This window comes from Anaerobacillus sp. QJM3NY_17 (assembly GCF_056173665.1).
The window spans coordinates 2,542,847-2,563,860 of the sequence record NZ_CM149685.1 but is presented as its reverse complement, the minus strand read 5'-3'; the positions used below and the strand labels follow the sequence as shown (position 1 = coordinate 2,563,860).

Genomic DNA, 21,014 nt, shown 5'->3' with positions numbered 1-21,014 from the left:
ATGGTGAAAGTAGATAAAGCAGCAGTTCGTGAAAAGATTGCAAGACGTGCTGAAATAGAAATTCTGGATGGTTTTTATGTGAATCTAGGAATTGGAATGCCTACGATGGTAGCTAACTATATACCAGAAGGCAAAAAAATAGTGCTTCAATCGGAAAATGGCCTTCTTGGAATCGGACCTTATCCAACTGAAGGTGAAGTTGATCCTGATCTTATTAACGCCGGGAAAGAAACAGTTACAGCGATGCAAGGAGCATCCTATTTTGATAGTGCAGAGTCTTTTGCGATGATTCGTGGAGGACATATTGATGTTGCGATACTAGGCGGAATGGAAGTCTCAAAAGATGGTGATCTCGCTAATTGGATGATACCTGGAAAGATGATTAAAGGTATGGGTGGGGCCATGGATCTTGTGCATGGGGCGAAAAGGATTGTTGTCATTATGGATCATGTGAACAAAAACGGAGACCCGAAAATTTTGAATTCTTGTACCCTCCCCCTAACAGGTCAAGGCGTTGTTAATCGAATCATTACGGATCGGGCTGTTTTTGACATAACGGATGAAGGGCTTGTGTTAAAAGAAGTTGCCATTGGCTATAGCATTGAGCAAATTCAAGCTTCAACAGAACCGGATATTATTATTAGCGATCCAATATTAGATGCCTTTTAATTTATGAAAAGAGAAGGAAAGAGCGCAGTCATTTGACTGCGCTCTTTATTTAATTACCGATGCTTATCGTACACATTCACTTTTGAAACGTCACGTATTTTCTGAACTTCATCAGGTGTTAAGTCTGGAGCATTTTGTGCTGTAATATTTGCGAGAAGTTGTTCACTGCGACTAGCTCCAGGAATTACTGTAGCTACAGCGGGATGAGCAAGAGCATATTTTAGTGATGTTTGAGTTAAATTGCGCTTATCCCCTTTTATTTCAGAAATTTGCTTAACAGTTTCAAGAACGTCGAATTTAGAATGGTCGAGAAATCCGTCTTCTTTTACTTTTTCCTCATATCGATCAGTTAACATGCCTTTAGCAAGCGGTCCCCTAGCAATGACACTGATGTTGTTTTCATGCAAATAATCTAGAATTTCTTCTTCGGGTCTACGATCAAGAATGCTGTATTGCATCATAACTGATGCGATAGAAGATTTTTTTACAAACTCTCGGATGACATTTGGCCGTATACTTGAAATACCATATTCGATAATTAATCCTTCTTGTTTTAATTCTTCAAAAGCTTCAATGGTTTCATCGAATGGGTCCTCGATTGTACCACCGTGTAGCTGAAAGAGATCAATGTGATCTGTTTTCAATCGTTTTAAGCTAGCTTTTAGTGCTGATTTAATATGTTTTTTTGATGGATCCCAGTACCAGCCTTCTTTTCCTTCTTCCCAGTGGTTCCCTGCTTTCGTAGCAAGTACGACTGAATCCCGTCGATCACGTAGGGCTTCTCCTACTATTTCTTCATTTAGACCGAAGTCATACAAATCAGCTGTATCGATAAATGTAACGCCGTTATCAATTGCCTCATGAATAAGCGAAATACCTTTCTCTCGATCAGTGCCAAGTGACATAGTACCTAATCCAATTTCGCTAACGTTCAGTTTTGAGCTTCCGAGTTGATTGGTTTTCATTGCATTCCATACCTCCCATTTTTAACCTGTATTAAGTGTATCGTGATAGGAGGATTCATGCCAATCATATGCTGATTCCGATGTCTTGTTACCTGATAACACACCTGCTATAGTAAACATAATGGGAGGCGGTAGAATGGCAACAGAAGCGCTTTTAATTATTGATATGAGCAATGATTTTGTTCATGATGAGGGAGGACTTACTTCAGGCAAGAAGGGACAGGAGATTGTTCCTAGCATTATTTCACTTGCCACAACGTTTATTGAGGAAGGCAAGGAAGTTGTGATTTGTATGGATGAGCATGAAGAAGAGGATGATCACTTTAATATCTGGCCCGTACATAATGTAAGAGGAACGTGGGGACAGAAGTTATATGGTGAATTACAGCAGTGGTATGAATCCAATAAGGAGCTTTCGAATGTCACGTTTGTTCCTAAGCCAGAATATGATGCATTTTATGGAACGAATCTGGAAGAAATACTCAAATCACGTCGCGTAGAAACTGTTCATCTAGCAGGAGTATGTACAGATATTTGCGATTTTCTAACTGCTTATGGTGCTTACGCAAGAGGATTTAGAACAGTTGCCCATTCATCGTGTATGGCAACGTTTACCGAGCATCATAACGTATTCCTTGAGCAAATGAAAAATATTTTCAAAACGGAGATTCGTTAAACAAGAAACGCTGCCATTAATGGCAGCGTTTCTTGTTGTTTTCTTATTGTATTAACCTTAGGTGTGCTTTAGTTCGAACAGCAGGAGCCTGAATCCATTCTTCAATCGTTTCATAATGATTCATATAATGTCTAATCATTAACTGAATCTGCTTTGGTTTTCCTACCATTGTGACACCGTTTGGCTGAATATAGACTTTCATAAACAGAACCTCCTAAATAGTTCGATACATTAATGGTTTTAGTCTTTTCCCTATTATCTGTCTCATGTGATAGACTTTATGTATCGATTTGAATTTTTAGAACCAGGAGATGATGAACAAATGGACCATTTATATGAAAAGACCTTGCATTCAGAAACGATTTACGAAGGTCGAATTATAGACTTACGAGTGGAAGATGTTGAGTTACCAAATGGGAAACAAAGTAAGCGTGAATTAATTGATCATCCTGGTGCGGTTGCGGTTATTGCAGAGACGCCCGATCATAAAATTTTAGCCGTTAAACAATATCGTAAAGCCCTTGATAAAGCTATCGTGGAAATCCCAGCTGGGAAACTTGAACCAGGGGAGAAACCTGAAGTTACAGCAGTTCGTGAATTAGAAGAAGAGACAGGATATACGTGTGACTCACTTGAAAAAGTGATTTCATTTTACACATCACCTGGTTTTGCAAATGAACTTGTTCATTTATACGTAGCAAAGGGATTAGAGAAAAAAGGAGAACAATCGGCTGATGAAGATGAGTTTCTTGATGTTCTTCATTTAACAATAGAAGAAATGGAAAAGATGGTAGAAAGCCAAGAAATTCATGATGCTAAAACCGCTTATGCTCTCATGTATTTACAAATGAAATTGAAGTGATCACATGAAATCATGTTATGCAGATTTTCATATTCATATCGGGAGAACTAGAACGAACAAACCTGTTAAGATAACTGGTTCAAAAACGTTAACACTATCTCATATCCTTAATGAAGCTAGTGCAAGAAAAGGGCTTGATATGGTGGGCGTGATCGATTGTCACGTTCCTGAAGTTATGAAAGAGATAGAAGATTATTTGGAGAAGGGTGAATGTTATGAATTGAGTGAGGGTGGAATTCGGTTTGAATCTCTCACTCTCATTTTAGGTACCGAAATCGAAATCTATGATGAGAAATGTCAGGGTCCTATTCATGTACTAGTTTATTTGCCTGATTTAACTAAAATGAAACATTTTTCAGATTGGCTAAGAGCTAGAATGACGAACATTACTCTAAGTTCTCAACGCATATATGAAAGAGCGGAGGTCATTCAAGAAAAGGCAAAAGAGCTTGATGGTTTATTTATACCTGCCCATATATTCACACCATTTAAGAGCCTATTTGGGAAGGGAGTCCATCAGTCAATAAGCGAAGTTTTTGACCTAAACAATATTGATGGAATTGAATTAGGTCTTTCTTCTAACACACAGATGGCAGACCAAATTGAAGAACTTCATCGTTACCCATTTTTGACGAATTCAGACGCACATTCCACACAAAAAATAGCTCGAGAATATCAATGCTTATATTTAAAACAACCCACATTTCTTGAGTGGAAAAAGGCATTACAAGGCAAATATGACCGGAAAATTGCAGCGAATTTTGGATTGGACCCAAAATTAGGTAAATATTATGAGACCATATGCTCTAAATGTAATTCTCCAGTTAATCAGTTGGTTTGCGATTCATGCGGAAGTAAGAAGATTATAAAAGGGGTGGCGAATCGAATTCAAGAATTGAGTTCAGCGTCGACGTGCCCTGTTCGTCCTCCATATGTACATCACGTTCCTCTAGACTTTCTACCAGGGGTTGGACCAAAAACTTTCGAGCGTCTATTAGATTCTTTTAGTACGGAGATGAATATTCTTCACCGGGTGACTGAGAGTGATCTGACCGGCGTTGTGGGAGAGTCACTCGCTCATATGATCGTCCTTTCAAGGAATGGGCAGCTTACTTTAGAACAAGGTGGGGGTGGAACATACGGTAAAGTTGTAAACCAAAAGAGATAATCTATCGATCAGTCATACGTTCAAAATCCATTTCATAGACTTTACCAAAGGTCGTATGAAGGAGGAAATCGTATGAATCGTAGCCGACATCTGAAGCAAATGATATCAACTCATCTATCAGATCATTTATCTCTTTACACATTTATTGCCGTATTGTTCCTCATGGGCATTGTATTCGGAGCCGTTATAGTCAATAGTCTAAGCTTCACTCAAAAAGAAGATCTTGCTGTATACTTGGGGCGTTTTTTTGGACAGGTATCAGATGGACAGTTCGCAACATCATCTGAAATGTTTCATCAAAGCTTAACTCATTATGCCAAATATATTGGTTTGATGTGGCTTCTAGGACTTACGATTATTGGTCTTCCAATTGTACTAATTATGCTCTTTCTAAAAGGGATAGTTGTTGGTTTTACAGTAGGTTTTCTTGTGAATCAAATGAGCTGGAAAGGCTTCTTATTGGCATTTGTTTCAGTCTTTCCACAGAATATTATAGCGGTACCCGCGATGGTGATCGTTGCAACGGCTTCTCTAACTTTTTCGCTTCGACTGATGAGGCAATTATTTATGAAACGCAGAATAGAACCGATTCTTCCTCCATTCTTAAGGTTTTCAGGACTAGTTATATGTGCGCTAAGTTTTCTTTGTCTAGCAGCATGGTTTGAAGCTTATTTATCACCAGGATTGATAAAGGCCGTAGTGGAAATGAAGTAAATTATATTCATTATCAAATTAAAATCATTACAACATTAGGTTGATAATGATTTTAATTTGACACCGATTTCCCTACTGCTTATAATGAAAATGGCATCGATCGAGGGAGGGAAATGGGACATGGAAAGCAGAATCGATCGAATTAAGAAACATCTTCATTCTCAAAGCTATAAGTTAACGCCCCAGCGAGAAGCAACCGTGCGGGTACTTCTTGAGAACGAAGAAGACCATTTAAGCGCTGAAGATGTGTATCTTTTAGTAAAAGAAAAATCTCCTGAAATTGGATTAGCAACTGTATATCGAACGCTTGAGTTATTAGCTGAATTGAAAATCGTTGATAAAATTAATTTTGGTGACGGTGTTTCAAGGTTTGACCTCAGGCAAGAAGGCGCTGCCCATTTTCACCATCACTTGGTTTGTATTGAGTGTGGTGCAGTAGATGAAATACAAGATGATTTACTTGGTGATGTAGAAAAGGTAGTTGAGAATGATTGGAACTTTAAAATTAAAGATCATCGCCTTACATTTCATGGGATCTGTCACCGTTGTCAAGGACAGGAAGATAAAGAACAGCCGGAGCAAGCCGTTAATCATTCATAATTGTAATAGAAGACATTTAAGAACCTGTATCTCCTAACGATGTATAAAATTCTCTATCCCTGGCATATCTTTTACTAGAGATGGAGGTGCGTTAGTTTGAGAAGGGGTTTATTGCTTGTTTTAGATACAATGAAAGTTTTCTTATTGTTCACAGGTTGTACATTACTGTTTTACTTTGGCATTCTCTGGGTAAATCAAGAGTACCAGAATTATCATCGGTATGATGTGCCACAAGGAAAAGCAGTGAAAGTCATTCAAATGGAATCGGGTATTCAACACACTTTCCTTGAAAGGCTCAATTTGTTTTACCAGACAGGTGAATAAGGAGCGTTTACAATGGAAGATCAGGTACAGGATTTTTTGCACTATTTGATAGTTGAGCGGAGCCTGTCCAAAAATACTCTCGATGCATACAGGCGAGATCTCGCTCAATATCTAAAACACATAAAAGAAAATGAGAACATTTCCACTTTGGATGAAGTGCGACGTGTGCATATTGTTAATTATCTCTATACGCTAAGAGACAGTGGAAAAGCATCTACTACAATTGCTCGAAACATTGCTTCTATTCGTGCCTTTCATCAATTTTTACTTAGAGAAAAGGCAGTGGATCAAGATCCCTCTGTACATATTGAAACACCAAAAACAGAGCGGAAACTACCTAAGATTTTGTCAACAACTGAAGTAGAGCAGCTGCTAGAGGCACCCGATTATTCGACTCCTTTTGGTAAACGCGATCGCGCTATGCTTGAAGTATTGTATGCAACAGGTTTGCGTGTGAGTGAACTCATTGATTTGAAAATGGAAGATGTTCATTTAACAATGGGTTTTATTCGAACGATTGGTAAGGGGAATAAAGAACGAATTGTGCCTTTAGGTAAGATGGCAAGAGATGCCTTAACCATTTATTTGGATGAAGGTAGAGGGCAATTAATGAAGAAGAATAAAAACGAAATGCTTTTCTTGAATCATCGTGGTGAAAGCCTATCGAGACAAGGTTTCTGGAAAATTCTTAAAAAGCTTGCATTGAAAGCTAACATTTTAAAACCTCTTACCCCCCATACACTTAGACATTCATTTGCAACACACTTACTTGAAAATGGAGCGGACCTTAGAGCAGTACAGGAGCTTCTCGGACATGCAGATATTTCAACAACACAGATCTATACACATGTAACTAAAGCGAGGTTGAAGGATATTTATTCAACTTACCATCCAAGGGCCTAATAGGAGGCTTTCTCCAGAAAGAGATCTGGTCATTGGCCAGATTTTTTCTTTTTTCTGCTTTCGTAAACGCATTCATGCGTGAGTTTTTTTGTTTTTGAAGGGAATAGTAACAATAGATAGACATTGAATGAGGAGGATCATAATGACAAAACGATTTAAGAGAGTATTTTTGGTTGTAATGGATTCGGTGGGTATTGGTGAGGCTCCTGATGCTGATCAATTTGACGACCTAGGTGCAGATACTCTAGGTCATATCGCAGATCATATGAATGGTTTGAAGATGCCAAATATGGAGAAATTGGGTCTTGGCAACATTCGGGAACTTAATGGGGTTAGTAAAGCAGATAAGCCAATGGCACATTATACTAAAATGATGGAAGCTTCGAATGGGAAAGACACGATGACTGGTCATTGGGAAATTATGGGCCTTCACATAGAACAGCCTTTTAGAACCTTCCCTAATGGATTTCCTGACGATCTCATCTCCGAGCTTGAAAGCAGAACTGGAAGAAAAATCATTGGAAATAAACCTGCTTCAGGGACAGAAATTCTTGTAGAACTTGGTGAAGAGCACGTAAAGACCGGTGCACTTATTGTTTATACTTCTGCAGATTCAGTTCTTCAAATTGCGGCCCATGAAGATGTTGTTCCATTGGATGAGCTTTATCATATTTGTGAGATTGCAAGAGAAATGACAAAAGCAGAAGAATATATGGTTGGACGAGTAATCGCAAGACCATTTCTAGGAGAGCCAGGCGACTTTAAACGCACTTCCAATCGCCATGATTATGCGCTTAAGCCGTTTGGACATACGGTTATGAATGAATTAAAAGACAATGAGAAAGACGTTATTGCAATCGGAAAGATTTCAGATATTTATGACGAAGAAGGTGTAACAAAGTCTCTTCGTACGAAATCAAATATGGACGGTATGGATAAGTTGCTTGAAACTCAACAAATGCAATTTGAAGGAATCAGCTTCCTGAACCTCGTGGACTTTGATGCATTATATGGGCATAGAAGAGACCCACAAGGCTATGGTGAAGCGCTAGAAGAGTATGACGAGAGATTAAAGGAAGTTCTCGATCGAATGGAAGAAGATGATTTGTTATTGATCACAGCTGATCATGGGAATGATCCAATTCATCATGGAACAGATCATACACGTGAATATGTTCCATTACTTGCCTACCATAAAGGGATAAAAGAAGCGGTAGATCTCGGTATTCGTGACACATTTGCTGATATTGGAGCAACTATTGCGGATAATTTTGATGTAACGTTACCAAAACACGGGACAAGCTTTCTTAAAAAGCTTTAAGAATCAAGAGGAGGAACGAAAATGACAATTAAACAAGAAATTCAAGATGCATCATCCTATATACAAAGTCAAGTTGGAGAGTTTCGTCCAGAAATCGGGCTGATCTTAGGTTCTGGTCTTGGTGTACTGGCTGAAGAAATTGAAAACCCAGTTCAAATCCCCTATAGTGACATTCCGAATTTTCCCGTCTCAACAGTAGAAGGGCACGCTGGACAATTTGTATTCGGAACGTTAAATGGAAAAGCAGTAGCAGCCATGCAGGGGCGTTTTCACTTTTATGAAGGATATTCAATGGATAAAGTAACATTCCCCGTTCGAGTGATGAAAGAACTTGGGATTCTTAAAGTAATCGTAACGAATGCTGCAGGTGGTATAAATGAAGAGTTCCAACCTGGAGATTTAATGGTTATTGCTGATCATATTAATAACTTTGGAACAAATCCATTAATTGGACCAAATAGCAATGAGTTTGGACCACGTTTCCCGGATATGTCTACCGCTTATTCAATGGATCTTCAACGTTTAGCACAAGATACGGCAACAGAACTTGGAATGAAACTACAATCTGGAGTATATGTCGGAAATACTGGACCAACTTATGAAACCCCAGCAGAAGTTAGAATGCTAAGAACGCTAGGTGGAGACGCCGTTGGAATGTCAACTGTACCAGAAGTTATCATTGCCAGACATGCGGGCATGGATGTACTTGGTATCTCTTGTATTTCAAATATGGCTGCCGGAATTCTGGATCAACCACTTCACCACGACGAAGTAATTGAAACAACAGAGAAGGTAAAGGCAAACTTCCTTCTTTTAGTTAAAACAATTGTAAGTAAAATGGGTTAAAGTAGAAGGGAGAGCTATTCGAATGAGAATGGTTGATGTTATTCAAAAAAAACGTAATGGAAATGAATTGACAAAAGAAGAAATTAATTTCTTTATTGAAGGATATACAAAGGGGGACATCCCTGATTACCAGGCGTCAGCTTTAATGATGGCGATTTATTTTAATGGGATGAAGTCTAATGAAACAGCTATGCTTACCCAAGCAATGGTAGAGTCTGGAGAAACAATCGATCTATCTGCTATAGAGGGTCATAAAGTGGACAAGCATTCAACTGGAGGAGTAGGGGATAAGACAACCTTTATCGTTGGTCCATTGGTTGCTTCTGTAGGTGTACCAGTTGCAAAAATGTCTGGCCGAGGTTTAGGTCATACCGGTGGAACTTTAGATAAGCTGGAGTCTATTAAAGGATTTCACATTGAGATGACCAAAGAAGAATTTGTGAATAATGTGAATACACATAAACTTTCTGTAGCTGGTCAGACAGGGAACCTCGCTCCAGCAGATAAAAAATTATACGCGCTTCGTGATGTAACAGCTACTGTGGATTCCATTCCATTGATCGCAGGATCTATCATGAGTAAAAAGCTTGCTTCTGGAGCAGATGGTATTGTTCTTGATGTCAAAACCGGATCCGGTGCTTTCATGAAGAAGCTTGAAGACTCAGAAGCTCTTGCTAAAGAAATGGTTAACATCGGAAACAACCTTGGACGAAACACTGTGGCAGTTATTAGTGATATGAGTCAGCCGCTTGGTTTTGAAGTAGGAAATGCAAATGAAGTTCGAGAAGCTTGTCAGGTTCTTCAAGGAGAAAATATCGAGGATCTTCGCCTGCTTTCTCTAGAACTTGCTTCACATATGACAGTGATAGCTGGTGCTTTCGATGACTTTGAGACGGCGTATAAAACACTTGAAGAGAATCTTCAAAATGGAAAAGCGTTTGAATCATTTAGAACGCTCGTTCAAGCTCAAGGTGGGGATGTATCCGTCATTGATGATCTTTCTAAACTTCCACAGGCAAAGCATGATATTGAAGTTTCGGCACATCAAGATGGGTATGTAACAGAAATTGATGCTGAATCTGTTGGTGTTGCTGCTATGTATCTTGGTGCAGGAAGAGCGACAAAAGACGATCAAATTAATCACGGTGTTGGGATCACCCTGAAGAAAAAAGTCGGCGATAAAGTGGAGAAAGGCGAAGCACTAGTTGTTCTTCACAGTGATGAAGAAGACGTTCAGAACTCAATCGATAAAATTAATGAAGCTTATACTCTTTCTAAGCAAGCTGCTGAAAAGCCACAGCTAATTTATAAAGTTATTAACTAATAAAAAAAGATAGTATCTTGAGAAGTCTCTTTTGGGAGGCTTCTTTTTTTTATGTGTTTAGCTATGTGAGCTTATCTTTTTGGCTCATTCACGTGACATCTTCATCTCAGAGCGTAATTAAGGCAATAATCAATTACTTCATTAACATGTCCATGTGTATACATCCGTGAAAAGATTTAAGGAGAGTGAATGCGATTATCAATAGAGGATATAGAATTCGTATATTTTTCCAAGATGTTGGAAATCCTTGTAATACTAAGAATGGAGGGATCACCAATGAAAGTTGTTGCAACAGCGCTCGCCTTCTTGCTGGGAGTAACTCTTATTGTTCCTTCTTTTGCGCATGCAGAAGAAGCAAAGCTAAAAATCGCAGAGAATTCTTCTTCCGCTATTTTGATTGAGCGAGATACAGGTGAAGTATTGTTTGAAAAAGATAGTGATAAAAAGCTTCCTCCTGCAAGTATGACTAAAATCATGACCATGATCTTAATTATGGAAGCGATTGAAAGTGGAAAAATAAGCCTCGATCAGAAAGTTAGAGCAAGTGAATATGCTGCTTCAATGGGTGGTTCACAGATTTTTCTTGAGGCAGGGGAAGAAATGACAGTTAACGATATGTTAAAAGGTATTGCAATTGCTTCCGGTAATGATGCTTCGGTAGCAATGGCTGAAGCGATCGCTGGTTCGGAAGAAGAATTTGTTAATTCGATGAATGCAAAGGCAAAATCAATGGGACTCAAAAACACTCATTTTGTAAATCCTACTGGATTACCAGCGGAAGGTCATTATTCCACTGCAAATGATATGGCCCTTATGGCTAAAGAGCTTCTTAAATATGAATTGATTACAAAATATACTGGATTATATGAAGACTACCTGAGGCAGGATACAGATAAGAAATTCTGGCTCGTTAACACTAATAAGCTTGTTAAATTTTATCCTGGTGTAGATGGGTTGAAGACAGGATTTACAAGTGAAGCAAAGTATTGTCTTACGGCAACGGCGAAAAGAGATGACATGCGAGTGGTGGCCGTTGTAATGGGTGCTCCATCTCCAAAAGTACGTAATGCAGATATTACAAAACTGTTTGATTATGCATTTTCTCAATATAAAACACATAAGTTATTCGATCGAAACAACATCGTGAAAGAAGTAAAGGTAAATAAAGGAGATCAACCTACCATGTCTGTTGTAACATCTGAGCGAGTTTCCGTTCTTCTTAAGAAAGGGCAAGAAAACGGTAAAATTACAACAAGCATCAAAGTCAATAAGAATATAGAAACACCTGTTAAGAAAGGGGAAGAGGTAGGTGAGTTGTCTGTGAAAATAGATGGTCATGTGACAGCTACATCTCCGGTTATTGCAGCCAAAGACATTCAAAAAGCTTCCTGGTGGCAGCTGATGAAACGAACAGCTGCACAGTTCGCCAAAGCGCCTACTCAAACTGTCAAGTGATCACCTCTTTCATCGAAATCTCACTAGTTTTGTCACGAAGAAGGAATTAACCCTGTAAAGAGAGAAAAAACTCACAAGCAAACATGAGGAGGAATGTGACGTGAGTCTTTCGATCAATCTTGAAGTGCGCCATCCCGTTCTTTTGATTCGTCTTGATGGAGAGTTGGATCATCATACATCAGAAGAACTAAGAGACAGGGTAGATTCGATTATTGAAGAGCGTAAAATTGAACATATTGTGCTAAGTCTAGAAGGTCTTTCATTCATGGATAGTTCAGGTCTCGGTGTTATTCTAGGGCGGTACAATAAAGTGAAGAGTTTTGGAGGAGAAATGGTCGTATGTTCAATCTCTCCACCTGTTAAGAGATTATTTGAAATGTCAGGTCTCTTTAAAATTGTGAGGCTTGAGGCTGATGAGCAGCATGCCCTCGCTACTTTGGGGGTGGCATAATGAGGAATCGTATGGATATCGAGTTCTCTGCGCTCAGTCAAAATGAATCATTTGCTCGTGTAACTGTAGCAGCTTTTATTGCGCAGCTCGATCCAACTGTTGATGAACTTACTGAAATCAAGACAGTTGTATCGGAAGCTGTTACAAATGCCATTATTCATGGATATGAGCAAAATTCTGAAGAGAAGGTTTACATTTCGGTCGAGTTAAATGACGACACGGTCAATTTAACCATTCGTGACCATGGAATGGGAATTCTTGACCTTGAGGAAGCAAGACAACCTTTGTTTACAACAAAGCCTGAACTAGAACGATCAGGGATGGGCTTTACAATTATGGAGAATTTTATGGATGAGGTCAAAGTGGAGTCTGCAAGTGGCCAGGGTACGACCATTCACTTAATGAAGTATCTATCAAAAAATAAAGCGCTATGTAATTAAGGGGACCTGCATATGGACGTGGAGGTTAGAAAAGGGAAGCAGTCGCAACTGAAGCCTGATGAAGTGAAGGAATTGATTAAACAAAGCCAGAATGGGGACCAGGGAGCCAGAGACCTCATTGTTCAAAAGAATATGCGTCTCGTCTGGTCCGTTGTGCAGCGATTTCTAAATAGAGGGTATGAAGCGGATGACCTGTTTCAGATCGGTTGTATTGGTTTGTTAAAATCCGTGGATAAGTTCGATCTAAGTTACGATGTGAAATTCTCCACCTATGCGGTACCAATGATTATCGGGGAAATTCAGCGCTTCATTAGAGATGATGGAACAGTGAAAGTGAGTCGATCCCTTAAAGAAACCGGCAATAAAGTTAGGAAAGCGAAGGATGAGTTATCGAAAACGCTCGGCAGAACGCCGACAATTAATGAAATTGCAGAACGAATAGAAGTCACGCCGGAAGAAGTTGTCATGGCACAAGAAGCTGTAAGGGCACCAACTTCTATTCATGAAACGGTTTATGAAAACGATGGAGATCCTATCACTTTACTCGACCAAATTGCCGATCATACAGATAGTGCTTGGTTTGATAAATTAGCCCTTAAGGAAGCATTGCAGTATCTTGATAATCGTGAGAGACTAATTGTTTATTTAAGGTATTACAAAGATCAAACTCAGTCTGAAGTGGCAGAAAGACTGGGGATTTCTCAAGTTCAAGTATCGAGACTTGAAAAGAAAATATTAAAACAAATTAAAGAACAGATGAGCAAATAGCTCATTCTGTTCTTTTTTGTTTGCAAAGGATTTTTTTACCAGAATAATAATAGAGCTATCACTAAGATTAATGAATGGATGATATAAAAAGGACCCAAACTTCTAGGGAATTAATGGTACTTAGGTTGCTAAAGAATGAGAGTCATTTGGTAGAAACATACTATAACCAATATGCCCCTTGAATAAGGAGGTGGAGGATCATGGATAGTCAGATAATATATCTTCGACTTAGGCAAAAAAAGAAAGTACCACCTAATAAGAAGTTATTGATTGGTGATATTGCTCAGCTCATAGGAGAAGATTCTTGTTGTAGTAAGGTGGAGAATATCCAGATTTACCATGTGACGAAAGAGGATAAGAACTTAGTCGTAATCGATGTTATGAAAGTCATTATGTCCATCCATAGCGAAATGGAAAACGTTGAGATTCAAGTAGTCGGTCCTACACAAACGATTGTAGAAGTTCAGTATCCAAAGAAGAAATTAGCACCCGTTTATTTTGTTCTTATCTGGTTTTTATTATTTATTGGTGCGGCCCTCGCTATTATGAATTTTCATGAAGACGTCAGTATGAGAGAGGTTCATCAGCAAATATATAAAATTGTGACTGGAATCGACAATCCAAAACCACTGCTTCTACAAGTACCATACTCATTTGGACTTGGAATTGGGATGGTCCTGTTCTTTAACCATCTTTTCAAAAAGCGGTTTAACGAAGAACCTAGCCCACTTGAAGTGGAAATGTTTAATTATCAACAGGACCTTGATCAATATGTAATCGTTCATGAGAACGAAGAAAACGGAAATTCGAAACCATGAATGCTCAATTTCTCTTAGTGATGTTAATCGGATTTGCTGAAGGGATTGCGGTTGGGGCTGGATTTGTTGCATTTCTTTCAGTTCTTGGCATTATCCCCAGGCTCACTCAATTGTCCAAAACGTTACACCTCATTCGTTTTTATGAATGGGGGATCATTGTAGGTGCTGTAGTGGCAAGTTGGTTATCGTTAAGAAATCCAACTCTTGGCCTGCCCAAATTTGTAGTGATCCCAATTGGACTCGGTGCAGGTATATTTATTGGGATGTTAGCAGCAGCATTAACAGAAGTACTTAATGTCTTGCCAATATTAACGAAACGGATTGGGTTTATAGATAAAATTTTGGTTTTACTAATGGCTATAGTACTTGGTAAAGTATTCGGATCATTGTTTCATTGGACAATTTTTGTGGATGGAGGGATCAAGTAATGAAAAAATCATTAAACGATCAGGAAAAGTATAGTCAGAACATTAAAGAGTATCAGCCAAAGCCGCCGTATTTTTTCAACTGCATAAAAGCGTTTGTTGTAGGCGGGTTTATTTGTATGTTCGGGCAAGGTGTTCAGAATTTCTATATCAATGTCTTTGATTTTTCTAAAGAAAATGCTGGAAACCCGACTGTAGCCACTCTCATATTGATCGCAGCTTTATTAACGGCTTTCGGTTGGTATGACAGGCTTGGTCAATTTGCGGGAGCAGGTTCAGCTGTACCAGTTACAGGCTTCGCTAATTCGATTACTAGTGCTGCTCTCGAGCATAAAAGCGAAGGGATTGTACTTGGTATAGCAACCAATATGTTTAAACTTGCTGGCTCAGTCATCGTGTTTGGCGTCGTTGCGGCTTACATTGTAGGGATGGTCAGAATGATTTTTAAAGCCCTGATATAAGGAGAGAACCTGTATGAAATCAGGAAAGCAAACATGGAGTTTTTCAAATGTTTATTTACAATCAGTAGGTACAGCAACAGGCCCAAAGGAAGCAGAAGGTCCATTTGGAAATTCGTTTGATGTGACCTATGCTAACCTTCATTGTAATCAGGCAAATTGGGAGCTTGCTGAAAGAAAATTGTTAGAAGATGCAGTAATGAGTTGTTTGAAGAAAAAAGAATTAGCTCCTGATCAAGTTGATGTTTTTGTAGCGGGTGATCTATTAAATCAAATCGTAAGCGCAACTTATACAGCAAGGTCTAATCATATTCCTTTTCTAGGTGTTTTTGGAGCATGCTCGACATCCATGGAATCCCTAGCGATTGCATCTTCTCTAGTTGATGGTGGTTTTGCTGAGAGGGCTATTGCTGGAGTGAGTAGCCATAATGCAACTGCTGAAAGACAGTTCCGTTATCCAACAGAATATGGAGGTCAGAAACCTGGTACTGCGACATCAACTGTAACTGGTGCTGGAGCTGCGTTAGTTAGTCAGGAGTTATCGGACATTCAAATCTCTGCGGCAACGATTGGAAGAGTAGTTGACTGGGGAATCAAGGATCCGTTTGATATGGGGAGTGCGATGGCGCCAGCGGCAGCAGATACATTGGCCACACATTTTGAGGATCTAAATGTAAAACCTTCAGATTATGACTTAATTGTTACTGGAGATTTATCTGCAGTTGGTTCTCCGATTGTTCGTGATTTATTGCTTGAGAAAGGGTTTGACATTACTAATAATCATAATGACTGTGGGTTAATGATCTATCGACCTGATCAGAAGGAAGTATTCGCAGGTGGAAGCGGGTGTGCCTGTTCGGCGGTTGTTACGTATGGTCATCTCATTGAGCTTCTAAAACAAGGGAAGTATTCAAAAATTCTAGTTACTGCTACAGGATGCTTGCATAGCCCCGTTATGGTGCAACAGAAAGAAAGTATGCCTGCTATCGCTCATGCAGTGGTTTTTGAGCGAGTTGGAGGTGAGGAATAGTGGAATACTTCATTGCTTTTGCAGTAGGAGGAGCCATTTGTGTTGTTGGTCAGTTATTGCTCGATATTTTTAGATTAACGCCTGCTCATGTAATGTCATCTTTTGTGGTGACTGGAGCGATTCTTGACGGTTTTGGTATATACGATCGACTGATTGAATTCGCAGGAGCAGGTGCGACAGTCCCAATTACGAGCTTTGGGCATTCCTTGCTACATGGGGCGATGCAGCAAGGAGAGGAACATGGATTTATAGGCATTGCAATGGGGATATTTCAGTTAACTTCAGCTGGAATTTCATCAGCTATTGTTTTCGGATTTATCATAGCCATTATATTCAAGCCAAAGGGGTGAATGAATTGAACAAGCGGCGGGTTATTTTCGTTACTGATGGAGATCTTTACGCGCAAAAAGCAATTGAAAAAGTGGCTTCGGATATTGGCGGGAGATGCATTAGCCAATCAGCAGGAAATCCAACCCCGCTTGCTGGTTATGAAATTGTTTCCCTAATTAAAGAAGCTCCACATGATCCAATCTTTGTAATGTTTGATGACAGTGGTTTTCCGGGTGAAGGTTATGGAGAACTAGCGATGCAGGCTGTGGCTGAGGATGAAGATGTTGAACTACTTGGTGCGATTGCAGTTGCCTCGAGAACACACTTCTCTGAATGGACGAGAGTAGATGTTTCCATCGACAGGGATGGTGAATTAACGCATTTCGGTGTTGATAAGAATGGATTTGCTGATATGGAAGCTGGGAGAATAGATGGGGATACTGTATCTATTTTAGATAAACTGAATGTCCCAATTATTATAGGTGTCGGTGATATAGGTAAAATGTCTGGGCTTGATGATCCGGAGGTTGGGTCGCCTATAACATTGAAAGCCGTTCAAATTCTGCTTGAAAGGAGCGGTTTCTATGACAACAAAAATGAATAACAAACAAAAAATATTTAAAAAATTAAAAGAAAATGAAGACTTCTTGAAAAAATCAATTGGCATTGGGGAAAGTTTTGACGTAGGTGTACGTAAACTCAAGATTTTGAATAAAGAAATACAATTCTATTATTGTACTGGTTTATGTGATACATCAATCATTGTTGAAATCATGCGAGAATTGATGGAATTAGATGATCATCATCGCTTGACCGTTAAATTCGAGCAAGTTATCCATAATCATTTACCCCATCAGCAAGTAACAAAAGTAGAGACGTTCGATGAGGTCGTCGATCAAGTTCTTTCTGGACTGATCGCTGTATTTATGGAAGGCGAAGAGATTGCTTACATTATTGATGTTCGAAAGTATCCAGGTAGAACGCCTCAAGAGCCAGACACTGAGAAAGTGATCAGAGGTTCTAGAGACGGTTTCACAGAAAATATTATTGAGAATACTGCACTTACTAGAAGGCGTATTAGAGATGGTCGTTTGCGTAATGAAATATTTCAAATCGGAGAGCGTTCCAAAACGGATGTGTGTATCACTTATATTCAGGATGTAGCTAACCCAAACTTAGTTGAAATCATTAAGAAAAAACTAAAAGAAATTAATATTGATGGTATTCCTATGGCTGATAAAACTGTTGAAGAGTTTTTAGTGCATCAGGCGGGAAATCCTTTTCCACTTGTACGATATACGGAAAGGCCAGATGTAGCCGCATCCCATTTGTTAGAAGGGCATGTCTTGATTATCGTCGACACTTCTCCGAGTGTTATTATTACGCCAACAACCTTTTTCCACCATGTTCAACATGCAGAAGAATACAGGGAAGCTCCATTACCAGGTGCATTCTTGAGATGGGTCCGCTTTGGAGGAATGCTAGCAGCGCTATTGTTACTTCCCCTGTGGTTATTGGCGGTATATGAACCTGGGTTGTTGCCTAAATCGATTGATTTTATTGGGCCAAATGATGAAACGAATGTGCCGATATTTATTCAAATCATTCTTGCAGAAATTGGGATCGAAACACTGAGAATGGCCGCCATTCATACGCCTACCCCGCTTTCTACAGCGATGGGTTTAATTGCGGCTGTATTAATTGGTCAAATTGCCATCGATGTAGGATTATTTGTTCCAGAAGTTATTCTGTATGTTTCTATTGCGGCTATAGGTTCTTACGCAACGCCAAGTTATGAGTTATCAATAGCGAACAAACTAGTTAGATTATTACTACTTTTCCTTGTCTTTTTCTTCAGAGTTCCAGGATATATAATAGGCGTGACAGCTATTATTCTCTTCCTAGTCGCCTTAAAGCCATTAAATACACCTTATTTATGGCCATTCATTCCTTTTAATGCAAAAGCGTTTATTCAAGTGCTAATTCGCGTTTCTGTTCCTTTGACAAAATTGCGTCCAAGTATTACAGAGCCCCAGAATGAAACGAAGCAGCCGGACAAACCACTTGCCGAATCTTAAAAAGTATGATAATTTATTTCTTAATTGAATAGACCTCATTGAACGTAATGGGGATAGAGGCGCAAAACGAATGAGTAAGATATCTGAGCATAGAATGGAATGCGAAGACGATATCAGAAAGGTCAATTTGCCGAAGTGAGAAAGGACCCATCCTTTTCTTGCTGGGCTGCTGCTGAATAAGTTGCAGACTGTCACTGGAGGATGAATTTCTTTCAGTGGTGAGCTAATCCAACTCGTGAGGATACGGAGAAAACAGCCTATCTATAAAGTTGGCTGTTTTTCTTATTGTGTGGAGGGAGCTCGCATTTATATAAGCGAGAGGGGAGAAATGATTGTGAATTTATACGGTACATCTGCAGTTTCAGAAGAGGGGCATTTAACAGTTGGAGGGATCGATACGGTCCAATTAGGAAAAAAATTTGGCACTGCGTTATATGTTTATGATGTGGCTATGATTCGAGACAAAGCAAGGGCGTTTCGAAGTGCCTTTGAACGTGAGAATGTAAACTATCAAGTAGCTTATGCTAGTAAGGCCTTTTCATGTATGGCAATGATCCAACTTGCAGAAGAAGAAGGATTAAGTTTGGATGTTGTATCCGGTGGAGAGCTTTATACTGCTTTGAAGGCAGGTTTCCCCGTTGAGCGTATTCATTTTCATGGAAATAACAAAAGTGAATCTGAAATTAGAATGGCGCTTGATGCAGAAATAGGTTGCTTCGTTGTTGATAATTTTTACGAATTATCTCTCCTTGAGCAAATTGCAGAAGAAAAAAATGTGAAAGCTAATGTGCTGTTGCGTATAACACCAGGTATTGAAGCACATACGCATGATTATATTTTAACAGGCCAAGAAGATTCTAAATTTGGTTTTGATTTACAGAGTGGTCAGGTAGAACGCGCGATATTGGATGTAACAAAAATGAGTGCTGTTCATCTTCTTGGACTTCATTGTCATATAGGCTCACAAATTTTTGAAACAAATGGTTTTGTAATGGCTATTGAAAAGATTTATAGCTATCTTACAACATGGTATGATGCCTATGGTTTTGAGCCTGAAGTCCTTAACCTTGGTGGAGGATTTGGAATCCGATATACGAGTGAAGATCACCCATTACCAGTAGGGAACTACATCGAAGCTATGATTGAAACAATCAGAAATCAGGTAACAGGGCAAATGAACATGCCTGAGATCTGGATTGAACCTGGTCGTTCACTAGTAGGAGAAGCTGGAATGACGTTATATACGGTTGGTTCACACAAAAATGTTCCAGAGTTGCGACATTACCTCGCTGTAGATGGAGGGATGACGGATAATTTACGCCCTGCTCTCTATCAGGCAAAATATGAAGCCACAATAGCAAATCGAATGAATGAAGCAAAAGACCACCTATACTCTGTAGCAGGAAAGTGTTGTGAATCAGGTGATATGTTAATTTGGGATTGCCAGTTACAGCGAGCGATTGCTGGTGATACGATGGCTGTTTTTTCAACGGGGGCATATGGTTATTCCATGGCAAATAACTACAATAGATTACCAAGACCAGCTGTTGTCTTTGTTGAAAATGGTGAGGCCAACCTTGTTGTTGAGAGAGAGTCATACGAGGATTTAGTTCGACATGATTTGCCATTAAAACAAGCGATTATATCAAAATAATAGTTGAAAAGCATAAATGATATGGAACAGCTTCAGTCTGTGCTATAATGAAAGAGCTTTTAAGAAAATTGTTAGTGCAGGAGGATTTATTTATGAAAAAAGGAACAATTGCATTTGAAAATGGAGAAGTTATTGAAATTGAATTTTATCCAGAAGCAGCACCTAACACTGTTGCTAACTTTGAGAAGCTTGCAAATGAAGGTTTCTACAACGGTGTGAATTTTCACCGTGTAATCCCTGGTTTTGTTGCTCAAGGTGGAGATCCTACAGGTTCTGGAATGGGTGGACCAGGATATACAATTGACTGTGAAACAGAAGGTAACCCTCATAAGCACGTAGCAGGCTCATTGTCTATGGCACATGCTGGTAAAAACACGGGCGGCAGTCAGTTTTTCCTAGTTCATGAACCTCAGCCTCATCTAGACGGCGTTCATACCGTTTTTGGTCAAGTAACAGAAGGAATGGATACGGTCCTTCGCGTTAAACAGGGTGACGTAATGAAAGAAGTAAAAGTCTGGGACGAAGAATAGATCAGACTCTTAAAAACTTAATACTTTCCTTCGGGGTCGGGTGAAAATCCCAACCGGCGGTGATGACTAGCTTATGCTAGCTAAGTCCGTGACCCGGTTGCGTAAGCAAACGGTGGATCTGGTGAGAAACCAGAACCGACAGTATAGTCTGGATGGGAGAAGGAATAAAAGTGACCAATTTCCTTTTGAATCATAGATTCAAAAG

Annotated in this window: 26 protein-coding genes and 2 riboswitches; of the genes, 24 read left to right on the top strand and 2 right to left on the bottom strand. The window is 39.3% G+C overall.

The window, feature by feature from the left end:
* Positions 1-669: a CoA transferase subunit B gene (locus AC0VYV_RS13470; RefSeq protein ID WP_475365408.1), complete on the top strand. Its 669-nt coding sequence runs from the start codon at positions 1-3 to the stop codon at positions 667-669.
* A 53-nt stretch (positions 670-722) separates the two neighbouring features.
* Here the strand turns inward: AC0VYV_RS13470 and AC0VYV_RS13465 are convergent, their stop codons facing one another.
* On the bottom strand, positions 723-1,634 hold the full coding sequence (locus tag AC0VYV_RS13465) for an aldo/keto reductase (RefSeq protein ID WP_475365407.1): 912 nt from the start codon (positions 1,632-1,634) through the stop codon (positions 723-725).
* Between the two features lie 136 nt (positions 1,635-1,770).
* Between AC0VYV_RS13465 and AC0VYV_RS13460 the strand changes: the two genes are divergently transcribed.
* Positions 1,771-2,310 (top strand): cysteine hydrolase family protein, encoded by a 540-nt coding sequence (locus AC0VYV_RS13460; RefSeq protein ID WP_475365406.1) that lies wholly within the window; start codon positions 1,771-1,773, stop codon positions 2,308-2,310.
* A gap of 43 nt (positions 2,311-2,353) precedes the next feature.
* On the opposite strand, the gene mciZ is transcribed toward AC0VYV_RS13460, so the two are convergent.
* Positions 2,354-2,512, bottom strand: coding sequence for a Z-ring formation inhibitor MciZ (gene mciZ, locus AC0VYV_RS13455; RefSeq protein ID WP_194222006.1), 159 nt, complete (start codon positions 2,510-2,512; stop codon positions 2,354-2,356).
* 120 nt (positions 2,513-2,632) lie between these two features.
* On the opposite strand from mciZ, the gene AC0VYV_RS13450 reads away from it, so the two are divergent.
* The 22 genes from AC0VYV_RS13450 (at position 2,633) to AC0VYV_RS13345 (ending at position 20,809) form a co-directional block, all read left to right on the top strand.
* Complete coding sequence (locus AC0VYV_RS13450; protein WP_475367493.1) at positions 2,633-3,172, top strand: NUDIX hydrolase; 540 nt, start codon at positions 2,633-2,635, stop codon at positions 3,170-3,172.
* Between the two features lie 4 nt (positions 3,173-3,176).
* Positions 3,177-4,340, top strand: coding sequence for an endonuclease Q family protein (locus tag AC0VYV_RS13445; protein WP_475367690.1), 1,164 nt, complete (start codon positions 3,177-3,179; stop codon positions 4,338-4,340).
* A gap of 72 nt (positions 4,341-4,412) precedes the next feature.
* Complete coding sequence (spoIIM, locus tag AC0VYV_RS13440; RefSeq protein WP_194222004.1) at positions 4,413-5,054, top strand: stage II sporulation protein M; 642 nt, start codon at positions 4,413-4,415, stop codon at positions 5,052-5,054.
* Positions 5,055-5,174: 120 nt separating this feature from the next.
* Entirely contained in the window at positions 5,175-5,654 is a 480-nt protein-coding gene (fur, locus tag AC0VYV_RS13435) for a ferric iron uptake transcriptional regulator (RefSeq protein WP_194222003.1), read from the top strand.
* A 96-nt stretch (positions 5,655-5,750) separates the two neighbouring features.
* Positions 5,751-5,978: a YqzK family protein gene (locus tag AC0VYV_RS13430; protein ID WP_475373909.1), complete on the top strand. Its 228-nt coding sequence runs from the start codon at positions 5,751-5,753 to the stop codon at positions 5,976-5,978.
* Between the two features lie 12 nt (positions 5,979-5,990).
* Positions 5,991-6,881, top strand: coding sequence for a site-specific tyrosine recombinase XerD (xerD, locus tag AC0VYV_RS13425; RefSeq protein ID WP_475365404.1), 891 nt, complete (start codon positions 5,991-5,993; stop codon positions 6,879-6,881).
* Between the two features lie 142 nt (positions 6,882-7,023).
* The gene (deoB, locus tag AC0VYV_RS13420) at positions 7,024-8,202 is read left to right on the top strand and encodes a phosphopentomutase (RefSeq protein ID WP_475365403.1); all 1,179 of its coding nucleotides are present in this window, start codon (positions 7,024-7,026) and stop codon (positions 8,200-8,202) included.
* Between the two features lie 21 nt (positions 8,203-8,223).
* Entirely contained in the window at positions 8,224-9,048 is an 825-nt protein-coding gene (locus AC0VYV_RS13415) for a purine-nucleoside phosphorylase (protein WP_430246111.1), read from the top strand.
* Positions 9,049-9,070: 22 nt separating this feature from the next.
* Positions 9,071-10,372: a pyrimidine-nucleoside phosphorylase gene (locus AC0VYV_RS13410; RefSeq protein ID WP_430246113.1), complete on the top strand. Its 1,302-nt coding sequence runs from the start codon at positions 9,071-9,073 to the stop codon at positions 10,370-10,372.
* A gap of 276 nt (positions 10,373-10,648) precedes the next feature.
* Positions 10,649-11,827 carry a D-alanyl-D-alanine carboxypeptidase family protein gene (locus tag AC0VYV_RS13405; RefSeq protein WP_430246115.1) on the top strand — a complete coding sequence of 393 codons (1,179 nt, stop codon included), beginning with the start codon at positions 10,649-10,651 and terminating at the stop codon, positions 11,825-11,827.
* A 100-nt stretch (positions 11,828-11,927) separates the two neighbouring features.
* A complete protein-coding gene (gene spoIIAA / locus AC0VYV_RS13400; RefSeq protein ID WP_430246117.1) occupies positions 11,928-12,278 on the top strand; it encodes an anti-sigma F factor antagonist in 351 nt (116 codons plus the stop codon).
* A complete protein-coding gene (spoIIAB, locus tag AC0VYV_RS13395) occupies positions 12,278-12,718 on the top strand; it encodes an anti-sigma F factor (protein ID WP_430246119.1) in 441 nt (146 codons plus the stop codon). The genes spoIIAA and spoIIAB overlap by 1 nt, the downstream gene beginning before the upstream one ends.
* A 12-nt stretch (positions 12,719-12,730) precedes the next feature.
* Positions 12,731-13,486 carry an RNA polymerase sporulation sigma factor SigF gene (gene sigF, locus AC0VYV_RS13390; protein WP_283154038.1) on the top strand — a complete coding sequence of 252 codons (756 nt, stop codon included), beginning with the start codon at positions 12,731-12,733 and terminating at the stop codon, positions 13,484-13,486.
* A 200-nt stretch (positions 13,487-13,686) separates the two neighbouring features.
* Entirely contained in the window at positions 13,687-14,304 is a 618-nt protein-coding gene (locus AC0VYV_RS13385) for a stage V sporulation protein AA (protein WP_430246121.1), read from the top strand.
* A complete protein-coding gene (locus AC0VYV_RS13380) occupies positions 14,301-14,732 on the top strand; it encodes a stage V sporulation protein AB (protein ID WP_430246123.1) in 432 nt (143 codons plus the stop codon). Before AC0VYV_RS13385 ends, AC0VYV_RS13380 begins: the two co-directional genes overlap by 4 nt.
* Positions 14,732-15,190: a stage V sporulation protein AC gene (gene spoVAC, locus AC0VYV_RS13375; RefSeq protein WP_475365402.1), complete on the top strand. Its 459-nt coding sequence runs from the start codon at positions 14,732-14,734 to the stop codon at positions 15,188-15,190. Before AC0VYV_RS13380 ends, spoVAC begins: the two co-directional genes overlap by 1 nt.
* A gap of 13 nt (positions 15,191-15,203) precedes the next feature.
* Positions 15,204-16,217, top strand: coding sequence for a stage V sporulation protein AD (gene spoVAD / locus AC0VYV_RS13370; protein WP_430246127.1), 1,014 nt, complete (start codon positions 15,204-15,206; stop codon positions 16,215-16,217).
* Entirely contained in the window at positions 16,217-16,567 is a 351-nt protein-coding gene (gene spoVAE, locus AC0VYV_RS13365) for a stage V sporulation protein AE (protein ID WP_226613903.1), read from the top strand. Before spoVAD ends, spoVAE begins: the two co-directional genes overlap by 1 nt.
* A 5-nt stretch (positions 16,568-16,572) precedes the next feature.
* A complete protein-coding gene (gene spoVAEA, locus AC0VYV_RS13360; RefSeq protein WP_430246129.1) occupies positions 16,573-17,151 on the top strand; it encodes a stage V sporulation protein SpoVABEA in 579 nt (192 codons plus the stop codon).
* The gene (locus AC0VYV_RS13355; RefSeq protein WP_404681738.1) at positions 17,132-18,625 is read left to right on the top strand and encodes a spore germination protein; all 1,494 of its coding nucleotides are present in this window, start codon (positions 17,132-17,134) and stop codon (positions 18,623-18,625) included. The genes spoVAEA and AC0VYV_RS13355 overlap by 20 nt, the downstream gene beginning before the upstream one ends.
* Before the next feature lie 46 nt (positions 18,626-18,671).
* Positions 18,672-18,859: riboswitch (Lysine riboswitch) on the top strand.
* A 100-nt stretch (positions 18,860-18,959) separates the two neighbouring features.
* Complete coding sequence (gene lysA, locus AC0VYV_RS13350; RefSeq protein ID WP_475373908.1) at positions 18,960-20,279, top strand: diaminopimelate decarboxylase; 1,320 nt, start codon at positions 18,960-18,962, stop codon at positions 20,277-20,279.
* 92 nt (positions 20,280-20,371) lie between these two features.
* Entirely contained in the window at positions 20,372-20,809 is a 438-nt protein-coding gene (locus tag AC0VYV_RS13345) for a peptidylprolyl isomerase (RefSeq protein ID WP_194221986.1), read from the top strand.
* Positions 20,810-20,831: 22 nt separating this feature from the next.
* A riboswitch (FMN riboswitch) is annotated at positions 20,832-20,977 on the top strand.
* The last annotated feature ends 37 nt before the right edge of the window (positions 20,978-21,014 follow it).